Source organism: Pseudoalteromonas sp. L23 (assembly GCF_021728455.1).
Lineage (GTDB): Bacteria > Pseudomonadota > Gammaproteobacteria > Enterobacterales > Alteromonadaceae > Pseudoalteromonas.
In genome coordinates, this window is the sequence record NZ_JAKKCW010000003.1 from 387301 (window position 1) to 409957 (window position 22657).

At 40.4% G+C, this 22657-nt stretch carries 14 protein-coding genes; 10 read left to right on the forward strand and 4 right to left on the reverse strand.

Features of this window, described 5'->3' with window-relative positions; translation table 11 throughout:
* Positions 1 to 29 precede the first annotated feature (29 nt).
* Positions 30 to 2405, reverse strand: coding sequence for a phosphoenolpyruvate synthase (gene ppsA / locus L3V43_RS08235; RefSeq protein WP_237116244.1), 2376 nt, complete (start codon positions 2403 to 2405; stop codon positions 30 to 32).
* Between the two features lie 143 nt (positions 2406 to 2548).
* Here ppsA and L3V43_RS08240 point away from each other — a divergent pair, with 143 nt between their 5' ends.
* On the forward strand, positions 2549 to 3358 hold the full coding sequence (locus tag L3V43_RS08240) for a pyruvate, water dikinase regulatory protein (protein ID WP_039495336.1): 810 nt from the start codon (positions 2549 to 2551) through the stop codon (positions 3356 to 3358).
* 31 nt (positions 3359 to 3389) lie between these two features.
* Here the strand turns inward: L3V43_RS08240 and L3V43_RS08245 are convergent, their stop codons facing one another.
* Positions 3390 to 4745 carry a 3-deoxy-7-phosphoheptulonate synthase class II gene (locus tag L3V43_RS08245; protein WP_010605527.1) on the reverse strand — a complete coding sequence of 452 codons (1356 nt, stop codon included), beginning with the start codon at positions 4743 to 4745 and terminating at the stop codon, positions 3390 to 3392.
* A 2450-nt stretch (positions 4746 to 7195) separates the two neighbouring features.
* On the opposite strand from L3V43_RS08245, the gene L3V43_RS08250 reads away from it, so the two are divergent.
* On the forward strand, positions 7196 to 8062 hold the full coding sequence (locus L3V43_RS08250) for a DNA replication terminus site-binding protein (protein WP_010605528.1): 867 nt from the start codon (positions 7196 to 7198) through the stop codon (positions 8060 to 8062).
* Positions 8063 to 8851: 789 nt separating this feature from the next.
* On the opposite strand, the gene L3V43_RS08255 is transcribed toward L3V43_RS08250, so the two are convergent.
* Positions 8852 to 10066 carry a hypothetical protein gene (locus L3V43_RS08255; protein WP_010605529.1) on the reverse strand — a complete coding sequence of 405 codons (1215 nt, stop codon included), beginning with the start codon at positions 10064 to 10066 and terminating at the stop codon, positions 8852 to 8854.
* Positions 10067 to 10768: 702 nt separating this feature from the next.
* On the opposite strand from L3V43_RS08255, the gene L3V43_RS08260 reads away from it, so the two are divergent.
* The 7 genes from L3V43_RS08260 (at position 10769) to rmuC (ending at position 19184) form a co-directional block, all read left to right on the forward strand.
* Complete coding sequence (locus tag L3V43_RS08260) at positions 10769 to 12001, forward strand: AAA family ATPase (protein WP_237116243.1); 1233 nt, start codon at positions 10769 to 10771, stop codon at positions 11999 to 12001.
* A gap of 13 nt (positions 12002 to 12014) precedes the next feature.
* A complete protein-coding gene (locus L3V43_RS08265) occupies positions 12015 to 12977 on the forward strand; it encodes a ParB N-terminal domain-containing protein (RefSeq protein ID WP_237116242.1) in 963 nt (320 codons plus the stop codon).
* A 170-nt stretch (positions 12978 to 13147) separates the two neighbouring features.
* Entirely contained in the window at positions 13148 to 16240 is a 3093-nt protein-coding gene (locus tag L3V43_RS08270; RefSeq protein ID WP_237116241.1) for a DEAD/DEAH box helicase, read from the forward strand.
* Between the two features lie 264 nt (positions 16241 to 16504).
* Positions 16505 to 16726, forward strand: coding sequence for a hypothetical protein (locus L3V43_RS23800; RefSeq protein WP_323054423.1), 222 nt, complete (start codon positions 16505 to 16507; stop codon positions 16724 to 16726).
* Between the two features lie 18 nt (positions 16727 to 16744).
* The gene (locus L3V43_RS08275; RefSeq protein ID WP_010376203.1) at positions 16745 to 16948 is read left to right on the forward strand and encodes a hypothetical protein; all 204 of its coding nucleotides are present in this window, start codon (positions 16745 to 16747) and stop codon (positions 16946 to 16948) included.
* Between the two features lie 5 nt (positions 16949 to 16953).
* Entirely contained in the window at positions 16954 to 17640 is a 687-nt protein-coding gene (locus L3V43_RS08280) for a response regulator (RefSeq protein ID WP_010605535.1), read from the forward strand.
* 62 nt (positions 17641 to 17702) lie between these two features.
* Positions 17703 to 19184, forward strand: a complete 1482-nt coding sequence (gene rmuC / locus L3V43_RS08285; protein ID WP_237116240.1) for a DNA recombination protein RmuC — start codon at positions 17703 to 17705, stop codon at positions 19182 to 19184.
* Positions 19185 to 19259: 75 nt separating this feature from the next.
* Here rmuC and L3V43_RS08290 read toward each other — a convergent pair whose 3' ends face one another.
* A complete protein-coding gene (locus L3V43_RS08290) occupies positions 19260 to 19745 on the reverse strand; it encodes a hypothetical protein (RefSeq protein WP_102058142.1) in 486 nt (161 codons plus the stop codon).
* Positions 19746 to 20101: 356 nt separating this feature from the next.
* Here L3V43_RS08290 and L3V43_RS08295 point away from each other — a divergent pair, with 356 nt between their 5' ends.
* Positions 20102 to 22645, forward strand: coding sequence for a TonB-dependent receptor (locus L3V43_RS08295; protein WP_237116239.1), 2544 nt, complete (start codon positions 20102 to 20104; stop codon positions 22643 to 22645).
* The last annotated feature ends 12 nt before the right edge of the window (positions 22646 to 22657 follow it).

Genomic DNA, 22657 nt, shown 5'->3' on the forward strand with positions numbered 1-22657 from the left:
CCCCAATGTGTTGCATTGGGGCCATTAAATTATTTAGTAAACTTTTCAGCTAGATAAAGCCAAGTTTCAAGTACTGTATCTGGGTTAAGTGAAACAGAGTCAATCCCCTCTTCAACTAACCAAGCAGCAAAATCTTCATGATCCGATGGACCTTGACCACAAATACCTACATATTTGCCTTTCGCTTTAGCAGTTTGAATTGCCATTGAAAGTAGTTTCTTGATTGCTGGGTTTCGCTCATCAAACAGATGCGCGATAAGACCAGAATCGCGGTCCAGACCAAGTGTTAACTGGGTAAGGTCATTTGAACCAATCGAGAAGCCGTCGAAATATTCTAAAAACTCATCAGCAAGCAGGCAGTTTGATGGAAGTTCACACATCATAATGACTTTTAGACCGTTCTCGCTACGTTTTAGACCATGAGCTTCAAGAATTTCAATAACTTGAGCTGCTTCTTCTAGGGTACGAACGAATGGGATCATGATTTCAACGTTGGTTAAATCCATCTCGTTGCGAACACGTTTAATGGCTTCACACTCTAATGCAAAGCACTCTCTAAAGTCTTCAGAAATGTAACGAGATGCGCCGCGGAAACCAATCATTGGGTTTTCTTCTTCGGGCTCATACTGCTGACCGCCAACCAAGTTTGCATACTCATTTGACTTAAAGTCAGACATACGAACGATTACACGCTCTGGAGCAAATGCCGCACCTAGCGTTGAAATACCTTCAACTAACTTGCTGATATAGAACTCTACTGGTGATTCATATCCTGCGATTAGCTCTTTAATTTCAGCCTGTAGCTCTGCATCTTGCTTATCAAAATGAAGTAGTGCTTTAGGGTGAATACCAATCATACGGTTGATGATAAATTCAAGACGCGCAAGACCGATACCTGCATGTGGTAACTTCGCAAAATCAAACGCGCGATCTGGGTTACCTACGTTCATCATTATCTTCATCGGAATAGCTGGCATTGCATCGATGCGAGAAGAAATAACATCGAATTCAAGTTCACCTTTGTAGATATAACCTGTGTCGCCTTCAGCACATGAAACTGTTACCGTGTCGCCATTGGTGATCAAATCGGTTGCATTACCACATCCAACCACCGCTGGGATCCCCAGCTCACGTGCAATGATTGCAGCGTGACAAGTACGTCCACCACGATTAGTTACGATAGCAGAGGCACGCTTCATGATAGGTTCCCAATCAGGATCCGTCATATCAGTAACAAGTACATCGCCTTGCTTTACCGAGTCCATTTGATCAATTGAAGACAGGACTTTAACTACGCCTGAGCCAATCTTATGACCGATTGCACGACCTTCAACAATAACTTCAGACTTTGATTTTAGCTGGAAGCGTTCCATTACGTTCGCATCTTCGTTTGAACGGACGGTTTCTGGACGGGCTTGAACGATATAAAGCTTACCGTCGTTACCATCTTTTGCCCATTCGATATCCATTGGACGACCGTAATGCTTTTCGATAATAACAGCTTGCTTTGCTAATTCTTCTACTTCTGCGTCTGTAATCGAGAATTGGTTAGATAGTGCTGAGTCTACATCAACAATCTCAACTTGCTTTCCGTGAGACTCATCACTTGAGTAGATCATTTGGATTGCTTTTGAGCCAATATTTCTCTTAAGAACAGCTGGTTTTGCTTTTGCAAGCGTTTGCTTATGAACATAAAATTCATCTGGGTTTACTGCGCCCTGAACTACCATCTCGCCCAAACCATAGCTAGAAGTAACGAAGACAACGTCTTCAAAGCCTGATTCGGTGTCGATTGAGAACATAACACCAGACGACGCTTTGTCTGAACGCACCATACGCTGAATACCAGCAGAAAGCGCCACGCCTCTGTGATCATAGCCTTGGTGTACACGATAAGAAATTGCACGGTCATTGAATAGCGAAGCAAAAACATGCTTGATAGCGACCATTACGGCATCAATGCCACGAACATTTAGGAAAGTTTCTTGTTGGCCAGCGAAGGAGGCGTCTGGCATATCTTCTGCTGTTGCTGATGAACGAACAGCAAAGGAGACATCTTGGCTTGCGTCACCGTGTAACTGGCTATATGCGTCACGGATTGCTTTATCTAATTCTGGTTGGAATGGTGTATCGATAACCCATTGTCTAATCTGGGCGCCGACTTTGGCTAATTCGTTGACATCGTCAACATCGAGAGTATCTAGGATTGAGTGGATTTTTTCATTGAGGCCTGATTGCTCAAGAAATTCATTAAACGCATCAGCAGTTGTTGCGAATCCACCAGGTACTTGTACACCAGCGTTAGCAAGGTTAGATATCATTTCACCTAGAGAAGCGTTTTTACCACCAACTCGAGGTACATCTTGCATACCCAACTCTTGATACCAGAGAACGTAGTCTTGCACGGAACTGTCTCCAAAACAAATTGTATTAAATGTGAGAGATTAATTGACCTTTCCACTTGGTCAAGGGCATTCTACAACGGTAAGGCAGTCTTCGTAAACCGCGATGGCTTATTTTCAACAATTTCTGAATGAATAATAGCAAAATGAGAACAGCATTCTATATTTCCGATGGTACCGCTATCACCTCTGAAGTGTTTGGTCACGCAACGCTTTCAATGTTCCCTGTAGAATTTAATCACCAAACGATACCATTTGTAGAAACAGTAAAAAAAGCAAATGAAATCAAAAAATTAATAGACTCGGTTGCTGAGACTTCAGGTGAAAAACCATTGGTGTTTTTTACATTCGTTAATCCAGAATTGTCCGATATTATTTTATCGTCGCAAGGGGTTTGTTACGACTTTTTATCTTATGCGAGCGAAATAGTAAAAAGAGAGCTAAAAGTTCAGCCGGTGCCAAAAATGCACCGCACGCATAGCATTCACGAATCTTCTTATGATTTTAGAATAGATGCAGTTAACTACGCACTTGCAAATGATGACGGCGCAAATATTAAAGATTATGACGAGGCAGACATCATATTGGTAGGTGTCAGCCGCAGCGGTAAAACGCCGACAAGCTTATATTTAGCATTGCAATATGGGATAAAAGCCGCGAATTATCCGATGACAGAGGATGATTTAGAAAGTGGAAAACTACCCAAATGTCTGGATAAATACAAAGGTAAGCTCTTTGGCTTAACCATAGATCCCGAAAGACTAGCCGCAATAAGGCAAGAGAGAATGGCAAACTCCAAGTACGCATCAATCAGACAATGCCGTATCGAAGTCAAAGAAGTAGAGATGCTATTTAAAAAGAATAGAACGCCTTACTTAAATAGTACACGTTATTCCGTTGAGGAAATATCAGCAAAGATTATTTCTGAAACTGGGTTAAAGCGCCATAAATACTAAAAAGGCCGCAATGCGGCCCTTTGTTTGTTGTTTATACTGTTTTACGAGCGTCTTTTAGTAGATCAGCAACTAAAAATCCTAGCTCTAAAACTTGGTCTGCGTTTAGACGCGGATCACACTGGGTGCGGTAACGCTGAGATAAGTCTTCGTCTGATAGACCGTAGGCACCACCAACACACTCAGTGACGTGCTGCCCTGTCATTTCTAAATGCACACCACCAGGATAGCTCCCCTCAGCTTTATGCACTGCGAAGAACTGACTGATTTCTCTCAAGATATTGTTAAAACTACGTGTCTTATATCCAGTCGTCGCTTTTTCTGTGTTTCCGTGCATCGGATCCGAAGTCCAAATAACTTTGCGGCCTTCTTCTTGAATTCTACGAACTAATTTAGGCAGTTTTTCCGGCAGCACATCTGCACCCATGCGTGTGATAAGTGTTAGACGACCAGGAATATTATCAGGGTTAAGCGCATCGACAAGTTTAATTAACTCATCTTCTTGCATCCCTGGGCCAACCTTTACGCCAATAGGGTTTTTAATACCACGGAAAAATTCGATATGAGCGTGATCTAGCTGACGCGTACGTTCACCAATCCAAACAAAGTGAGCAGAACAATCGTACCAGTCCCCCGATAAGTGGTCTCGTCTAGTTAACGCTTCTTCATAACCTAACAATAGCGCTTCGTGTGAGGTATAAAGCGGAGTTTCCTTTAGGCTTGGTGCTACTGTTGAATCGATGCCACAAACTTCCATAAACTCAAGCGCTTCTTGAATACGCTCTGCGAGCTGTTGAAACTTGTCTTTTAACGGATTTGCAGCTACGAAACTCATATTCCAGCGATTTACCTGATGCAGATCAGCAAGACCACCCTGCGCAAACGCGCGAAGTAGGTTAAGTGTTGCTGCTGACTGATGATATGCTTTCATCAATCTATCAGGATCTGGGATACGCGCTTCTTCCGTAAACTCAAAACTATTAACGATATCACCACGGTATGAAGGTAAAGAAACACCATCAATAGTCTCAAAATCTGAAGAACGGGGCTTAGCATACTGCCCTGCCATTCGAGCAATTTTAACTACCGGGCATTTACCGCCATATGTTAATACGACAGCCATTTGCAAAAGCGTCTTGAACGTATCACGAATATTAGCGGCACTAAAATCTGAAAACGATTCTGCGCAATCACCACCTTGCAATATAAAAGCTTTACCTTCGCAAACATCAGCTAGGCTTTTATACAAGCTCCGCGTCTCTTCTGCAAAGACGAGCGGTGGTGCTGAATTTAGTTCTTTTTCAACTGATTTTAACTTCTCTGAATTTGGGTATTCAGGTTGCTGCAAGATAGGTTTATCTCTCCAGCTATTTGGGCTCCAATTAGCCATTGTATTTTCCTCATTCCAATATGTGTTACCACCATTGAACAGTACCCCAAGCCCCCTTATTCATCAAGGAAAAACTTTAGTTTGTTTTTATCAAAGAACACATCATACTATTGTTGGTTTAATAATATGATGCTTTAGCTAAAACTGTTCTAAAAATTAATCAAAGTATTGAACTTCTTGAGATATGGTGTATTTTTAATACATCTTTTCAGCTAGCAAAAAAAGCAGACCTAAAGTTGTCGACTATCAGACTTGGAAGATCTGATCTTTAAATCGCTATAATGAGTACTATCACTCATTTTAGAGTGAATTGAAGACTCTGGAACCTATACCAATATCAAATATAATCTTGTCGATGTCTTGTTTTTCACTTTGAGTGTCTTGATTAGAAGTCAATTCAAGAATTTGTGATCAAGCAGGACCCCACCTACCTCTTCAGAAAATCATCTTACAGAGCATTTATATACAAAGATGACACACTGACTTTAGCCTATTATTATGTTAAATTGATGTTTATTTAAGTTCAGACTAGTAATTGCTGTAGTGACTCGTCGTATTTTATGAGTAGGAAGGAAGCAAGAAAAAATGAGTCTATAGTGATTGCTATGAGTACTAATCACATGTGCTATATAGTATTTGGAAGTATTAACACGTATAGGTACTTCCAACAGCTAACTCCTCCAATGAGAACTCAATGCTGAAAAATTGGGGAGATTTCTCTTCAGTGATCTGGGTTATTAAAATAAATTTTCCTGATTAAGCTATCTTATTGAAACGGCGAGAACGCCGAACAATCTATCACTAGATAAAAATAAAACTCTACTGTCAAAAAGGTGATATTGATTACGTAGTACTACTGAGTTTACTCTTGCCCCTCATTCTTTTCTTGATATCTAACACAACGACTTTTATTCTTACAGTATCAAGGGGTAGTCACTTTGCCTAATATAATTGGGCATAAGGTTACTCGCTTAATAGCTATTTTCATTTCCAAAACTCTCGCTAGTTTCTGGCCAGTTAGTTTCAGAGATATTTTTCCATGAACAGTTAGCTAATCCAGCTTGACTCGTTCGCAAACAAGCTGTTCAGACGCTTGAAAAGATCTCTGTCTACTTTGCTCTTTGACGATCAGACCATGAATTCAGGTGTGAAAACTACATGATATTTAAATAATCAAAGCACAGGAGACGTGTCTTCTATCTACTCGTTTTTTCCGTTATTTTAACTTCGCTACAAATCGAGTAAGACACTGACATTAGTATTTATTCCGGCGAAGCGTGAATAACAGTAAGCAATCACTGAAGTAGCAGGTGTAGTTATTATAAAGAAGTACTAGCATTGCAACTTCGAACTGTACATGTGCATGTACAAAAGAAACTTGTGCTATAACCGTCTTCGTGTTTTAGTCAGGTACGACTACAAAAGTGCGGATGTTACTCGAAGATTCATAGCCAAGAAAAAGAAGTGGTACGATTGTTCTCTTTGAAAGTGCAAAATTAAACTCAGTGTTCTACTCTACAATTTAGCCAATCCCTTTAAAGGATCCCAAATGATGCTTATTGCAAAGTGAGTACACACTTACTAACCATCTATCACCTTCCCTTTTCGGCCTAACTAGAATTTATTAAACCTTCATGCCTACGGAAAAGTGCTCGGTCGAAACAAAATAAGTGAACACTTACTATTGTTTTTCAACACTAAAATCTTGAACCAGAAGAAGACTCTGTCAGTATCAAAAGTTGACTTTAATTTCTAAAAAAGAGTATTATCGCGAGGATAAAGGAACACATCATACAGTTTTTTCATATATATGAAATCAGTGTTAAATTTAAAAATTAATCAAAAAGCTGACAAGTAGCGTTGTTGTTCTGAGTGGTTACTAGCCACTGCTTTTTAGCCTAATAGTATTGCCCATTAGAAACTCCCTTCAAAAGTGACAAAAATCTAATTTTATAGGAGAAATCCAAAAAAATTTGATATAATTTAGTCTATCGGAAAGGAACACATCATACAAAGTAAGATAAAACAATTTCAACTCTACAAAACTAATTAGTAATTTCATCAAGACGACATAGAATCACTTTCCTATTTTAAAATTCACTAGCAGATATTTTATTTCTCTAAAACCTAAACGCTCCAAATAAAAGCTTAATAAGTGAAGATAAATATGAGCTAACAGAATATTTCTGATATAATTTACATATATCTCAGGGAACACATCATACTTACAATATCAATAAAAGTATGCATCATCACAAAATACCCACAGCTAATTGATCAAATAACTAAGTTCTCAACAACGATCGACTAAAACGATACTTAGCTTAATTTAGCAAACGGCAAGTGATATGGTTAGTTTTTGTTCCATTAGATACTCATAATAAAATCGCTTAGCGAGATTTCATTATTTTTGATATAATTCGAGAGAGATAACAAGAACACATCATACAATGAATAAATTTAATATACGTTCAACTTTCGATATTCTTAATGAACACATTAACCAGCTATGCCATGAACTGACAGAAGCCGATATAAAAAAGGCAACATTTTATGAACTGCCTGATATCAAAAAACAAGATGAAGAAACCGCTCCAACAAATATAACTGTTAAAAAAATAGAAGGTGAAAAAGCACTCTCTAAATGTTTAGATGCTTATCGCGACCTCTACTTAAACGACCGAGAAAGCGGAAAGTTGTTGCAAAGGTTTCCTGGTCTTTTGTTAGTTAATGACCCTAAAGAAGTTATCAACTCTAGGGTGAATGCAGTGAATCTTGCCAAAGAAAATTTTAAAAATGCTATTCTGGAAATTTCTAACAATGATGCCAGATTCGAAGCTGTTCATAGTGCAGTTCCTAACTTAATGACTTTGGCTGCCTATCGAAAAATACATAGCGAATCCGAAGCTCCCTATTCCGTTCGATTTACCTGGATGAAAAAACATGCAACCAGAGTTTTGAGTAAAGAACTTGCTATGGAGATGTTGAATCGCTCTTCACTATATTCAAATCCGAGGATGATAGATCAGGAAAAGTGGCAACAGCTAGTAGAACAAGAAAAATATAGAGTTTCTAGTCTATCAGAAAATGCAAAGCTCAGAATTAGAAGGCCAACCAGAGTAACACCTGAGGTGAATGTGAGATATACAGCTCAAAATCGCTATCATGTAAGTGCCGCACTTCCATTTATACTCTTTAACCCGCATCCAGACACTAAACTTGGAGAGTTAAGTCATTTTACACAAAAAGATGATCATCCAAGAAAGCGAGAGTACAACTTTCTAGTCGATAGAATTTATTTAGAAAGATTTGAGTAATAGTAAGGTATAATTCATACGGAATCTAACAATAGCACGCAATTTAACATAATCTTGTTGAGTTAGTATAGTCCATGCAAGTGCTAACTGACTTGTTCTCATTATAGTATGATGTGTTCTATCCATTTTAAAACTTATACCAATTAGCTTAATTAAGTGATCTCTTCTGAGGCGAAGAAAATCTTGTCGATAACACCATTACCGCATCCAGCTATCGCCAAGTTACATCCATATAGGCAAGGCGAAAATTTTTGCTATTTAGTTGTTCTAAATGAGAAATTTTTAACGCAGTTAGCATCAGATTTGCTCCTTCAAATTGAACAAGTATCAAGGCTAATTGGTATTATAAGACTATGATGAAATCGTTATCTTCACAGATTAAGTACTAAATTTTTTCAGGTTAAATTTTGATTTATCATTACGTGTTAAGCTCTGAAATAGCTTATCGACCACGGAGTCGCATCTATAAATTACAAAAAATCAACTTCTGTTGGCTAACATGCTTTTCTATTTAATTGTTTTAAATAGGAAAATTTCAATTATTGATATACTTCTCCCCTCTTCCAAGGATTAGAGAATTAATTTGATCTGCTGATGTAGTTTCAAGATTTATTTATGTCAGTATTTTCCACCACAGAAAATTTTTAGCTTTATAGACTTCATCATTTTGAAGAATTGGGTTGTGATAAATTTCGCTCAGAAAGTATCTTAAGTTGAAATAGAAATTAGCTTTGATATAAAAGTTTTTTGTTTTGGCTAGAAATACCATTCTAGCCAAAATAAGAAATTTTATTTTTTAACGATTTCTTCTAATGTATCTTCATCAATTACTTCAACATTTTCAACGATCCGTTTTCCGCCTTGAATTTCGATACGTTTATGGTGTTTATTGAGAGCCAATATTTCATCACAGAACTGAGCTGATGGGTGCATTTCGTACACATAATCAACGATTTTCCCGGACTTTTCATCCTTAACATTTGAAATATTGTATTCGGATATCGCCCCTTTCTCGATCAAATCTTTCATTGTTGTGGTCATATCACGACGAAGTGCCTTCAATTTATTCTCTGTTATTTCATCATCAGAATAAATTGAACCATACTTTTCCATAATTGAAATTAGGCGAAAATGATAAGTTTTACCTGGAGCTGCGTAACGCCATAGATGATACAAACGTAGCATCATCCAACGAGACAAACCGCGTTTTAACTCTTGAGCACTGTTGAAATAATAGCCTTTATACTCCAAGTTATCGATCATGTTATGAACAAATGCATTTAAACATGCAACACATTTGATGTTCCCACCCTGCCCTTTTTTACCACTAAAGTGTAGCGACGACAGAAAGTTCATGTTTGATTCGTAAAATGAATCATCAATACTTGGGTTTTTAGTATCTGTAGCCGTATATTTGAACGAAAGTTTAGAACCTTGAAGAGCTTCCAAAGATTCCTTAATTTGCGGATAAGGCATTGATTGACCAACAGCTTTTAATTCTTGAGCAAGCTCGTTCATCGAAAAAATAACCGCGTATTGAATACCGGACTTAAAATTTATTTTAACAATCTTACCTTTAGAAGCTAGGCGGATCAGTGCGCGCTCAACTTTTTCTTCTCGGTCAGATGGCCAAACTAAAAACTCTTCGTCATCACCATCTCTTTTAGTACTAACAACAGCAGGGGTAATTTTTATCTCACCTTCGTATAGAATACCATCTACTTTTTCTGATATTTTTCTCGTTACGATTGTTTTTTTGGGCGCTTCTTCTAATGGTAATTTTTTATGTCCAGAACGAACAAAGCGTCCCCATAAATCGTAATGATTAAAGGTGTTAGAATAAGCTCTTAACCCATGGGCTGCATTTTCTAAAGATACTCGAACATCTTTATTGTCCGTAAACAACGCCAAACTTTCGTTATCGATTGCACTTTCTACACCATGGATCTGTCCACGAAGTGAATCGGGCAAATTGTCAACAGAGATGTTCACCTTCCGGCTCATTGTTTTACTTCCAAATTTTCATGACGTCTAATAACAACATATTCGACAGAAAAAGTTAATGATTAAAGTTAGTAAAAAAGTGATCCGAAGTAACTTTTTTTGTTGGGATCATTGTTTTACTAAGTATGACTCATTTTCAGATCAAGTTTTTACTAACAAAGGTAAAATGAACGCTGAAAAACCTTTGTTTAAGGCATATTTAGCGGATTTACAACGGCAAATCCGACGCCCTTGTGGAAAACTAGGTCCTTAATTAGTAAAGATCTGATCTATGCTAGGTAGAGATCAGATCTATACATACCTTAAAGCACTTGATCTTATATCACCTGTGCATAACTGTTTGATCTTACTTGGTAAAAAATCGATCCCAACCACCATACCTGTGAGTAATTCTGTGTATAAGCTGTTTATATATAACTTTTTGAAATAGTAGTTAGTAAAATTTCGATCTGGGAGTTATAAGAGATCAGATCTTAACCTAGTAAAAAGTAGATCTATGAAAATTAAAAAAAGTTATGTAAAACAGTTGGATAGAATATAATATCTTTGCCTTAGCCTTTAATACCTATATATCTAACCATATCTAAACTTTCTTATTTATACTTAGATGTAAATCAAAATTACAAATGTCTTTGTTTTTTTGTGTTTACAGCAAAATATATGGACATTATAATAATCGTTATCAAATAAAGGATAATGTGTATGTCTATAAATAACAATGCGCTATCAACGTACCGGCTGTTGAAAGCTACAGCAGAAGTAGCTGAACAATCACTTGCTGGTCGTATTCAACATTATAGAGCTCATCTTAAAACTGAAGAAAAAGAGCTTAGAACTTACACTCAAAAAGCTGCTGCAGATCTACTTGGTGTGAATAATAGAACACTCAAAAGACGTCATGACCAAGGTGACTTTGATACCATCAATATAAAGAAAGGCGCAAACGGTCATTATGCATACACATTAGCAAATATCTTTGCGATGGCAGATGTTCTGGGTGTAAATGCTGATCAACGAAAGCCTAGCGATAAATTACAAGTCATTGTGATTAATAGTTTGAAAGGCGGTTGTGGTAAAACAACAAGTTTGGTGAATATCGCAGCAGCTCTAGCTACAACTAATATTAAGCGCTATCGCATCGGGATCATTGATCTTGATCCGCAAGGATCATCATCAAGCTTTTTTCCATCTAATGATCATGAACCGATCACAGTTGGTGATCTGATGAGAGATTGCATCGAATTAGATGAAGGTGAAACATGGAAAGATCTTGTCTCTAATTCATTCCAAGAAACCCACATTCCAAATATTCGCGTATTACCTTCTGGTATGGATGACTTTTACTTTGAACACGAAATAGCAACAGAGTTAAAAGAAAGTTCAAGCTACGAAAAGACACGTCATTACCATAAGCTTAAAGAGAAGGTTATAGAGCCCGTACAAGACGAGTTTGATATTATCCTAGTAGATACCGCGCCTTCACTTAATTTTATGTTCTATAACGCATTGATGGCGTCTACGGCTATGTTAATACCTGTACATCCAGAGGCCGTAGACTTCGACGCTAATAATAAATATCTGAAACGTCTTGGTGAGATATACCATACCGTTGCAGCTCTTGGTCACGAAGGCTGGGACTTTATGCAATTTTTAGTCACTAACTATGTTAAAGGCAATCATTCTCAGCGCGATATCGTTAAAGATGTACGTAGTGCTTTTGGCCGTCAAGTAATGAGTTATCCAATTAATCACAGCTCTGCAATTACGGCGAGCTCTTCATCGTTTAACACTATTTTTGATCAAAAGACTTCTGATAGCTTAGCAAGTCGCGAAGCATTGCTAAAAGCGCAAGAAAATATCAAAGACGTGGTTGATGAATTAGAAATGCTGATCCGTTCAAATTGGCCTTCAACACAGTCTTCGCTAGCAGAATAAAAGGGTATTAATAATGGCTAGAAAACGTAAAAATGACACTCGAATAGATCCTTTTGCTACTGCGGTTGAAGGCAGTAGCCTCGACGATCTTTTAGATCAGGCGAAAGTAGGTGATGTGGTTACTATGCCTGCGCCAAGCGATCCAACAAAAACCATAGTACTGACCTGTGAAGTAGTACCGTTTAGCGAAATTGAAAGTAAAACTACAGTTTATGGGCAGAATCGCCGTGAGCAATCCCTATTAAGCGAAAAAGCGGTCGCAGATATATTACCTGCCATTAAAAAAGATAAACGTAATCTCCACCCTGCCCTATGTTGGCAGCACAATGGCAAACTTCACGTTTTATCGGGTTCTAGACGCCGTAAAGCCTGTATGCTGGCCGAAGCGGATTATGTGGTGTTGAGCTCGAAAGACTTTAGTGATGAAGATGCAAAAACATTAGCGGTATCTTCCGATCAATACATCGCCCCGAGCCTTTGGGAATTGGGTAAAGCCTATTTTGATACTAAGCATAACTTGATCAAACAAGGCCAAAAAGGATCGTATCGAGAAATCGCTGCCGTGGAAGGTGTTTCTCACACAGCTATCGCAGACGCGTTGAAAGCTTATGAAAGTATTCCGGTCGAAGTATTGCAGTTGTATCCAACGGCAAATCATCTAGGCCGTGAAGCAGCTAAAAAGCTCATCACAGCAAAACAAGAACAGCCTGGGCAGTTTTCAGAGCAAATTGCCGCACTAAAAGCGCAAGACTTTATGACAGAAGAGATGTCGGACGAGAAACGTGCTGTTCAGATCACTAAATTCTTGACCACATTCGGAAGTAGCGATTCACGTGTCGAATCCATGCTAGAGAACGACTACATTCGAGTACAGAGAAATCTAAAGAGTGGTGATGTTACCGTGAAAATAGATAATCGAGTATTGACTGATAAGCGTCTGGAACAATTGCAAAAGCTGCTAAGTAGTTATAATTAAGGTTCGTTCAAAAATTGCCGCGTTGGTTGAATTATCAAGCAACTCGGCGCTTTTTCTAGTCAGTTGACCTCCAACCAGTCCTTTTTTAGCGAATTTCTTACATTTCTCTCTTTAGCTCAAATCACTAATTTCATATACTGGCTTTTTATTTTAATTTTGACGTGCACTTAATGTCTTCGCAGTTATCTAAAGAGCAACTTTTCGCCTTATTTGAAGAAATCAAACAGGAGCAGGCTAATCAATTTCCTTTGTCTGAACGTTTTCTTCGTCAATACTTCAATTCAGCTTTACTTGCGAAAGCTAAGGAGTATTTGAAAGACGAGCAAGTCTGTTACCTTCAACACAGCGAAAACTTCGCGCAAATTGATGCACAGGTATTGGGAAATTACGGCAATACCTTCACCCAGCACATCAAAATAAACCAAACGCAAAGTAGCGTTTCGGTCGAAGCAAACTGCTCGTGTTCAAATAATCCTAAATGTCGGCACATTGCTGCGGTATTACTCAAACTTAAAATTGAACATTCTGGCGGCTTTGGTGAGGCTTATTTAGTTAATGACTGGTTTAACGAACTAGGGCAGTTGCAGCAAGTTGATAAAGCAGACGCAGAAAACGTCTTACTCTTCGTGTTAGAGCCTCGAGCAAACGAAATCCTTGTAAGTCCAAAGGTCTCGCCAAATAGGCCCGACGGTGTTTACCCCTTAGGCCGAGTGTTAACTGAGCAACAGCTCAATAGTCAGGTCGCTCCAGCTGGTCTATTAGAAAACGATTTTCGCTTATTTAGCTGGATCCGCTCGCAAAATACACCGGGTCATTTTGAGTTATTTGGCGTCTGGGGCTTTAATGCACTCACACAACTTGTGCATACCCATCGCTGTTTTTATCGTAACCAGCGCCAACCTTTGGAGCTAGGGCATAAGCAAACGCTTGATTTTTACTGGCATCAAGAAGGCAATGAATACCAACTTAAAAGCCGTCTAGCGAATGTTGAACACTGGCGCTTGATTAAAACCGAACCTCCGGTGTATCTAGATACTGAAAACTTGGTCGTTGGCAGAATTGAGTCAGAGCTTACCGCGCAGGAAATCGCCCATCTTCATACTATGCCTACCATCACGGCTGAAAAGCTAGAGCAGGTGATGGCGCGTTTCCAAGATATCTTTACGGATGATGTCATTGCGCCTCCTGCTGGGTTTTCGCAGTTAGCGAGTAAGCAATCTAATGTTGCTAAGCTTATAAAACTAGATAGGCCAAATAAAATTCGCTTTGCAATTGAGCCGCTTGGAAAAGGCGCGACGAAAAAGCAATTAGCAAGGCTGGAGCAGGTACTCACTGGTCTCGGCTTTATCCATGAGGGCGACGAATTTTTATTACCAACTGAGGATGGCGTTGAAGTCCATTGGTTTAACAGGGAGATCAGGCCGCTTTTGCAGGGTAAACGTTGGATTGTTGACGAGCTGCCAAGCAATGGCCTCGTTGTTACACCAAAAGTGCTGTTAAGCCTTAAGAGAGATAAGCAACATCATGTGCTTGGAAAGGTGATGTTAGATGACAAGCCCGTTACGCTCAACTGGGATAAGCATCCGGTTCATGAGCTTAACAACCTCGCCCATGAATATCGCTACGTCGAAATTGGCGAGCAGTTCTATGCCATTAGCAAATCCATATTTGATGAATTGCTGGAGCTGAAATCTCGTTTTAGTTATTACCTTTCGAGCTCACAATTTAAATTTCCGTTGTCGTATGCCAAAAAGCTGTTTGAACTGACGCATATTCATGCTGACTCAGACGATCAAAAGCTACTTGAGTATCTCGCTGAGCTAGATAAACCGATAGAAAATCTTGACATGATCCCTGCCAGCGAGGGACAGAGCTTCACCCTACGAGATTATCAAGCGCAAGGTGTTAACTGGCTTAAGTTCCTTAATCGTCACCAGTTAGGTGGCATTCTGGCCGATGATATGGGCCTTGGAAAAACGCTTCAGGTTATTGCTTACTTTATTTCTCAGCACAATACGCTAGTGACACAACCAAGTTTAATTGTCTGTCCGACGAGTTTAGTGGGGAACTGGCGTGACGAATTTAAACGTTTCGCACCGCATTTACCTCTCACTATTATTCATGGTTCCAATAGAGATGAAGCACTCACTAACTTGTCAGGTGCACGATTTATTCTAACGACGTATCCGCTACTTAAGCGCGATGTGGCGTATTATAAAGGACTAGATTTTGATTCCATCGTGTTGGATGAGGCGCAATATATTAAAAACGAAAGCGCACAAATCTCTAAATGCGTAAAGAGTCTATCCGCGCGTTTCAAACTTTGTTTAAGTGGCACACCAGTAGAGAATAATTTACTCGAACTTAAATCGCTGCTCGATTTTGTCATGCCTGATGTGTTGGGCACTAAGCAGCAGTTTAAGCAACACTTCCAGATCCCAATTGAAAAAGAACAAGATCGCCCTAGAGCTCGAGAGCTCAGATCGCTGATCGCACCTTTTATTCTTCGTCGTACCAAAGCTGAGGTAGTGAAAGAGCTACCCAATAAGACAGAACTCATCAAAGAATTAGAGTTCTCTGATGAACAACATAAGCTATATCAAGGTGTTCAGCACCAAGTAGAAAGCAAATTGCTCAATCTATTTCAGGAGCAAGGCGTTGAAAGAAGCAAGCTGGCATTTCTCGATGCCTTGTTAAAGTTACGTCAGATCTGCTGTCACCCACAATTGGTTGATAAATCACTGACCGACCAACATGGCGCTAAATTTGAGTGGCTTGCACAACACCTGCCTGTGCTACTCAGTGAGGGCCGTAAGATAATTATCTTCAGCCAGTTTACCAGCGTGTTAGATCTCATTGCTGAGCAGTGTCAACAGCAACAGTTGAAATACACTATGCTGACAGGGCAGACCAGACAACGGGATAAAGCCATTGAGGCGTTTACTCAAGGCAAGTGCAATGTCTTTTTGATAAGCCTAAAAGCAGGGGGAACTGGTTTGAATTTGACTCAAGCAGATACGGTTATCCATTTCGACCCTTGGTGGAATCCTGCGGTAGAAAATCAAGCAACAGATCGCGCCTATCGTATCGGACAAGATAAGCCGGTGTTCGTGTACAAGTTGATTATGGCGAATTCTATCGAAGAGAAAGTGTTTAAGATGCAGCGCGATAAGCAAGCCCTTGTTGACGCCCTATTTGCAGACTCTGGAGTCAATCTTGGTCAGTTTGATGAGTCGCAAATGCTAGCGCTGATAAAAAATTAAAAATAATTTGGAACTAATCAACAAAGGTGAAGGTCTATGATAGTGCTTGTTGTGACATTGTTGAAACAGTAGGCATATGTTGATTTTCCCCCTTTGTTACTGATTGTAATAAGCCAGCTTAATTAAGTTGGCTTTTCTTTTTTCTGGCTCTAGGGCCTGTTTATCTTTCAAGTTTGTTTTTGCAGCAGTTTGACTGGTATTTATACAAGGCAGAGCCTGCGTAGCATAGTCATTCTATGTAAGTCTGGCGATAACATAGTAGAAATGCCAATCAAGCGCTGCCCTTTGGGTTCACCTGAGTGCGCTTTGTTCATTGTTGCTCAACTTTTGCCTAGGTTACTAGGCGGCAAGTCGAGCGTCGCGATCAAAACACACTCAGAAGAACAAAAATCAAACAGCAAAGGTCAACAGGACCTAAAACATCTCTCACTCCATTTTTATTCCATAATCTCGCGCTTTAATAACTACAACGGAGAAACGCCATAGACCAATTAGGATAACGTTATGCTTTGCTACGACGCGACAATTTCACACTTAAACTTTATTGAGACGCAATCAGAATCTGACTATGATCTACTTAATGAAGTTGCGAGTTCAGAAGACTTGTCTAGTATACTTACCATGTTACTGTTCGATGACACGCTTTCAGATAAGTTAAAGCGCCAAGTTAGACAACAATTGAAGAAGTTAAAAGCAAAGAGTAAATAAATCCTATGTCTACCTCATCAAGAATTTTGCTTGTCGAAGACGACCAAGATATTGCAGAGCAGGTGCTGTTGTTTTTTAGAGCATCCGGTTTTGAAATGTTTCATATTGCAGACGGTGCCGAAGTTGTACCTTGGGTAAAGTTAAATCAACCAGATGCAATCTTGATGGATATAATGTTGCCGAACCAAGATGGCGTAGAGTGTATGCGTCAAATTCGAGCATTTTCTGAAGTACCAATTGTGATGCTGACTGCCAAAGTGGCAGAAGCGGATCGTTTACAGGGCTTAGAAGTCGGCGCAGATGATTATGTATGTAAACCTTTTAGCGCCGCTGAGTTAGTGATGCGCATGAAAGCGATCTTACGTCGTTGTGTGAACACCAATGCGTATCAAAAGCCTATCGAAGTAAATCGGGAAGAATTAACGGTTAAACTGAATGGCAGTACATTAGGCTTAACCAAAGTTGAGTTTGACGTCTTTGCGCTTTTATATGACGCACCAAACCGTGTCTTTTCAAGACAGCAAATTCTTGATTATATTCAGCCTGATAACTTTGATATTTCGGATCGCGTAATCGACAGCCACATTAAAAATATCAGAAAGAAAATCAAAGGATTAGATTTATCTCCGAAAATTGTAGAGTCGGTATATGGCGCCGGATATCGCTACAATGGTCAACAGATCACTGAATGACTAAGTGATTGAAATTTATATCTAAGGTATTATCAAAGCAGAAGAACCGATGAGATCTCAATATGCTTTGGTCAATGCTCTCCAATACGCCTGCATGGTATAGTCTTGCGCTATTTGCAGGCGGTGCGGCTACCCTACTCCCCGTCGTTTGGGTTATGCGCAGCACTTTCAAGAATCAACTCAATAATCAACTCGCCTCCGAGCAAGCACTTAGGTCGCAACTAAGCCAAGCTGAGCAACTCGCTGAGCAATTAAGAGCGCAGCAACTACAAAGTCATGGCCAACAGCAGCAACTGCAAGCGAGATTAGCTGAGCGTCAACGGCAAGCCGCTGAATATCAGCAGCTGTGGCAGCGAGAGCTCGATGCCAAGGAAGAAATTCAAGTGCATGCTCATGAGCTAGAAGTTGAAATGGCCAATCTGCAAACCTTGCTGGAGCAAAAGCAACTGAGCTTTGAGCAGCAGCTCGCGCAGCTTGAGCAAGCGAAGGGCCAGCTGAAAGAAGAGTTTCACAATCTCGCGAATCAAATATTTGATGAGAAAAGCGAGCGCTTTAGTCATCAAAGCAAAGAAAAAATCCAGCAGTTGCTGCAGCCAGTACAAGGTGAATTAAAGGGCTTTAGAGATAAAATGGAAGCCATTCATAGTGAAGAGCTGAAGCAACGGGCGTCATTAAAAACCGAATTGCTGCACTTACAAGCCAACAATAAAGCCATGACCGAGCAAGCAGATCGTTTGACCACGGCGTTACAAGGGCAAAAGAAAGCACAAGGCAACTGGGGCGAACTCATGCTCGAAAATGTGCTAGATAGCGCTGGGCTACGTCCGGGTTACGACTATCAGCGAGAAGTCAACTTTAATACCGACGAAGGCAAGTTTCGCCCTGACGTCGTGGTTTACTTACCGCAATCTCGTCACCTGGTAATTGACGCTAAAACCTCATTGAATGCCTATACAAGGTATATTAATGCCACAACCGATAGTGAAGCGAGTCAAGCCATTGTGGCACACACCGAAGCCATCACTGCACGGATCAAAGAGTTGGGTAGTAAATCTTATGAGCGCTTACCAGGTCTTAACTCCCCAGAGGTGGTCATCATGTTTATCCCTGTGGAATCTGCATTTGTTGAGGCGGTTAAGCATAAGCCAACGCTTTATCAGGACGCTTTACAAAACAATGTATTGGTGGCAACGCCAACAACGCTTTTAACCAGTCTTAATATCGTTAAACAGTTATGGCGTTTTGAAGAGCAAAGCAAGCATACCAGAGAGCTGGCGCTTCGAGCTGAGAAGTTTTATAACAAGCTCAATAGCTTCTTACATAGTATGGAAGGGGTGGGTAAGCAGCTTGATAAAGCAAAAGAGAGCTACGAGCGAGCATTTTCTCAGTTATATATGGGTAAAGGCAACTTAATTAAGCAAGCTTCTGAATTTAAAGAACTAGGCGTTGCCGTAGTCAAGGAGCTACCCGAAGAACTCGAAGAAAAAGCTAAACTTGAGCTCGAGCCGGTAAGTCAGCTTGGCAACCACGATAGCTCGAAATAACGCTTGAAATCCAAAAAAACAAAAAAGGCCCATTGGGCCTTTGAACGAAAGATAAAAGAATTTAACCTGAAATGATTAAGGTGTCTTGCACTTGGCATAGTCACTGTGGCGTGGCGTATCCGAATACAAGTGCATATAAAGCGCAAACTGGCTGACATCACGCCAAACATTGCTATTGGCCGGTGGGCATAGTGACTGCTCGATATAACCCTTCAGTGCCTGTCCCGTTAATGCTAATTTAGTCGGGATACGGATAAACACATTGATGTCATCTTTACTGGTTTTTAAATGTGAGAACTGCCAGCTTCCAACCATATACTGTTTGGTAAAGTAGCGGTTGATACGCATTTGGGATTCTTTACTAAGCTGCTGAGTGGGTGCCTCAGGCGTTTCGGTAACAAATGCCCATGCACTTATCAGTGAAATAATAGTGGCTAGTACAAAAGTCCAAATCACAGCTGGTGATAGTTTATTTTTTGGCTTTATTTGAAGTTGCTGCTGGTTCGCTCTAGATTCAACAATTTTCAACCATTCAGCATGTTTTAGCGTCCGTTGTGTCATTGGTACTCTCCGTTTCTGCATATTGGTATTTAAGCGCTTCAATGTGGAGTAAAGATGGAGTGAGTAAACATCAGACCAGTGCCCTTATGAGGTATAAGTTAGATCTAAAAATTCTTTATTGTCGATGAAAGAATAATTCTAAAATTCGCATCTTTTCTGATGAGAGTTGCTTAATCTTAGGGTGGTATTGAATTAGTAAGTACCAACATTTTAGTCTTAAGTCTAATGGGTGTCGTACCGAATTTGTGTTATTTACTTGGGTACCTATTCAGTCTTGATTTATCTTCATATCGACTAAATTAAGTAATAATCGGTCTTTTACAGACTCTGCGTTCAACATATTCACGGGACAAACTATGCAATTTATTAATAACAAGCTGGAAAACGCTGTTCGCAAGCCAATCTCGTTGGCTGTCGGTGCTGCGCTTCTTTCAACTATTTCAATTCATGCGCAAGCAGAAAGTAACAACACTGAAGCCAAAGAAAGTGTTGAAGTCATCGAAATCACTGGTACGCGAAGAAGTCTTCGTAGTATTGCCGAGAGCACGGTGCCGGTAGATGTGATTTCTTTAGAAGATATGCAAAGTACCGGTCAGCTGGAGCTGAGCCAAGTACTAACTACGCTCGTGCCAAGTTTTAACTTCCCAAATTCAACGCTGGCGGATGGTACGGATCACGCCCGTCCGGCAGTGCTTAGAGGTTTAGCACCGGATCACACCTTAGTGCTGGTTAATGGTAAGCGTCGTCATGCTGGCGCATTATTGAATTTAAATGGTACCGTTGGTCGTGGTTCAACGGCGGTTGATTTAAATACTATCCCAGCTGCCGCGATTAAGCGTATAGAAGTACTGCGTGATGGCGCTGCTGCTCAATACGGCTCAGATGCCATTGCTGGCGTTATTAATATTGTGCTTAAAGATGCCGAAGAAGGCGGCAGTATTAGTGTGACCTATGGTGAGCACGATACGCAGATGGCAGGTGTCCCTGACTTATTACAAACCCGTGCAAACGCTGCGGGCGATTTAGACTTTGTGCTTGGAGATGACCGCAAGCGTAATGATGGCGGTACTACAACAATTGGTGCCAACGTTGGTTTTGCTTTAGGTAATGATGGTTTTATTAATCTGTCTGCCGAATATAGAGATAAAAAACCAACTAATCGTTCAGGCTTCGATCCAAGAGAGCAATATGCTCGTGATGAAAATGGTCAACTTGACTCAAGAGAGTTTTCATTTGATCGCTACAACCACCGTTTTGGTAAAGCTGAAGTGGAAGACTTTGCACTATTTTATAATGCGGGTTACAACCTAGATGCGGAAACCGAACTTTATTCATTTGGTAGCTACTCAACACGTGAAGGTAACTCCGGTGGTTTCTATCGTCGCGCAAATGACAGCCGCAACTTAACTGCGGTATACCCAGATGGTTTCTTGCCTCAAATCGTCAGCGATGTAGATGATTACTCTTTTGCGGTTGGTGTAAAAGGCACTCAAGGTGAGTGGGATTACGATATCAGTACAAACTATGGTGTGAATGACTTCGCTTTGGGTGTCGTAAATAGTTTGAATACTTCGATGGGGGTAACAAGTCCGACTGAGTTTAATAACGGCGCTTTAGTTTATTCGCAGTGGCTTGTGAATGCTGATGCTAAAACGGCATTGGATTTGGGCTTACCGGATGACGTATTTTTCACGATTGGTGCAGAATATCGCCGCGAAACCTATGAAATTGAAGTCGGTGAAGAAGCGTCTTACCTCACCGTGCTTGATGCAGAAGGCAATCCCGTTGCAGCTGGTGGTGCGCAGGTGCTCGCTGGTTTCTCACCAGCAAGTGCTGTCGATGAATCTCGTCATAACATCGCTTTATTCGCAGAGTTTGATACCTACTTAACGCAGGACTGGAATATCGTCTTGGCGGGTCGTTTTGAAGATTACAGTGATTTTGGCAGCACTTTCACCAGTAAACTGGCATCGCGCTATGTGGTGTCGGATAACTTTTCACTACGTGGTGCAGTAAGCACAGGTTTTAGAGCGCCTTCATTGGCTCAAACGTCCTATAAATCAATTGCTACGGTATTTGAAAATGGCGTACCGAGTGAAGTTGGCCACTTCCCTGTTGATACGCCAGCTGCAAAAGCGCTGGGTGCTCGAGAGCTTGAACCTGAAGAGTCGGTCAATATGACGGCGGGCTTTGTCTACACACTAGACGCGTTCTCATTTACTGTGGATGCCTATCGAATTGACATCGACGATCGCATCGTCCTTTCTGAGAACTTGGGCGGTCCTGAGGTCATTAATATTTTGCAGCAAGCGGGTGAGCTTAATACGCAAAGTGTAAGGTACTTCACTAATGCTATCGACTCGCGCACTCAAGGTGTGGATATCGTAGCAACGTACAGTTTTGATCTTGCCGACTACGGTAATCTGCGTTTAAGTGCCGCGGTAAACATCAATGACACTGAAGTGACGCATGTAAAAGCAAACCCTGCTGAGCTTGAAGCCCTTGGTGACAGCTATGAGTACTTTGCTCGTCGTGAAATTGCACGATTTGAAGATGGAACACCAAAAGATAAGTGGAACTTAGCTGCAATTTGGCAATTTGGCGATTGGCAGACGACATTACGTGCCACACGCTATGGTGAAACGGTGGACTCTTCTAGCGCAGTAGAAGGCGATGAAGTATTAGACGCTAAATGGATCACTGATTTAGAAGTGGCTTATAACCTAGGTGACAACTGGAAGTTTGCTGTAGGCGCTAACAATTTATTTGATCAATATCCTCAAGATACTGTTAGTAATATTGGTTATACAACGTTTAACCAGATCTTCCCTTACTCTGCGTTCTCGGCCTATAACACCGATGGTCGTTTTGTGTATGGCAATATCAGCTACCGTTTCTAAGCAAGCTCAGAA

Excerpts from the sequence above, each read along its gene's own strand:
- L3V43_RS08270 (WP_237116241.1), top strand. The coding sequence starts at position 13,148 with ATGTCTTCGCAGTTATCTAAAGAGCAACTTTTCGCCTTATTTGAAGAA.
- L3V43_RS08265 (WP_237116242.1), top strand. The coding sequence starts at position 12,015 with ATGGCTAGAAAACGTAAAAATGACACTCGAATAGATCCTTTTGCTACT.
- L3V43_RS08245 (WP_010605527.1), bottom strand. The coding sequence starts at position 4,745 with ATGGCTAATTGGAGCCCAAATAGCTGGAGAGATAAACCTATCTTGCAG.
- L3V43_RS23800 (WP_323054423.1), top strand. The coding sequence starts at position 16,505 with ATGCCAATCAAGCGCTGCCCTTTGGGTTCACCTGAGTGCGCTTTGTTC.
- L3V43_RS08290 (WP_102058142.1), bottom strand. The coding sequence starts at position 19,745 with ATGACACAACGGACGCTAAAACATGCTGAATGGTTGAAAATTGTTGAA.
- L3V43_RS08280 (WP_010605535.1), top strand. The coding sequence starts at position 16,954 with ATGTCTACCTCATCAAGAATTTTGCTTGTCGAAGACGACCAAGATATT.
- L3V43_RS08275 (WP_010376203.1), top strand. The coding sequence starts at position 16,745 with ATGCTTTGCTACGACGCGACAATTTCACACTTAAACTTTATTGAGACG.
- L3V43_RS08255 (WP_010605529.1), bottom strand. The coding sequence starts at position 10,066 with ATGAGCCGGAAGGTGAACATCTCTGTTGACAATTTGCCCGATTCACTT.
- L3V43_RS08260 (WP_237116243.1), top strand. The coding sequence starts at position 10,769 with ATGTCTATAAATAACAATGCGCTATCAACGTACCGGCTGTTGAAAGCT.
- L3V43_RS08250 (WP_010605528.1), top strand. The coding sequence starts at position 7,196 with ATGAATAAATTTAATATACGTTCAACTTTCGATATTCTTAATGAACAC.
- L3V43_RS08240 (WP_039495336.1), top strand. The coding sequence starts at position 2,549 with ATGAGAACAGCATTCTATATTTCCGATGGTACCGCTATCACCTCTGAA.
- rmuC (WP_237116240.1), top strand. The coding sequence starts at position 17,703 with ATGCTTTGGTCAATGCTCTCCAATACGCCTGCATGGTATAGTCTTGCG.
- L3V43_RS08295 (WP_237116239.1), top strand. The coding sequence starts at position 20,102 with ATGCAATTTATTAATAACAAGCTGGAAAACGCTGTTCGCAAGCCAATC.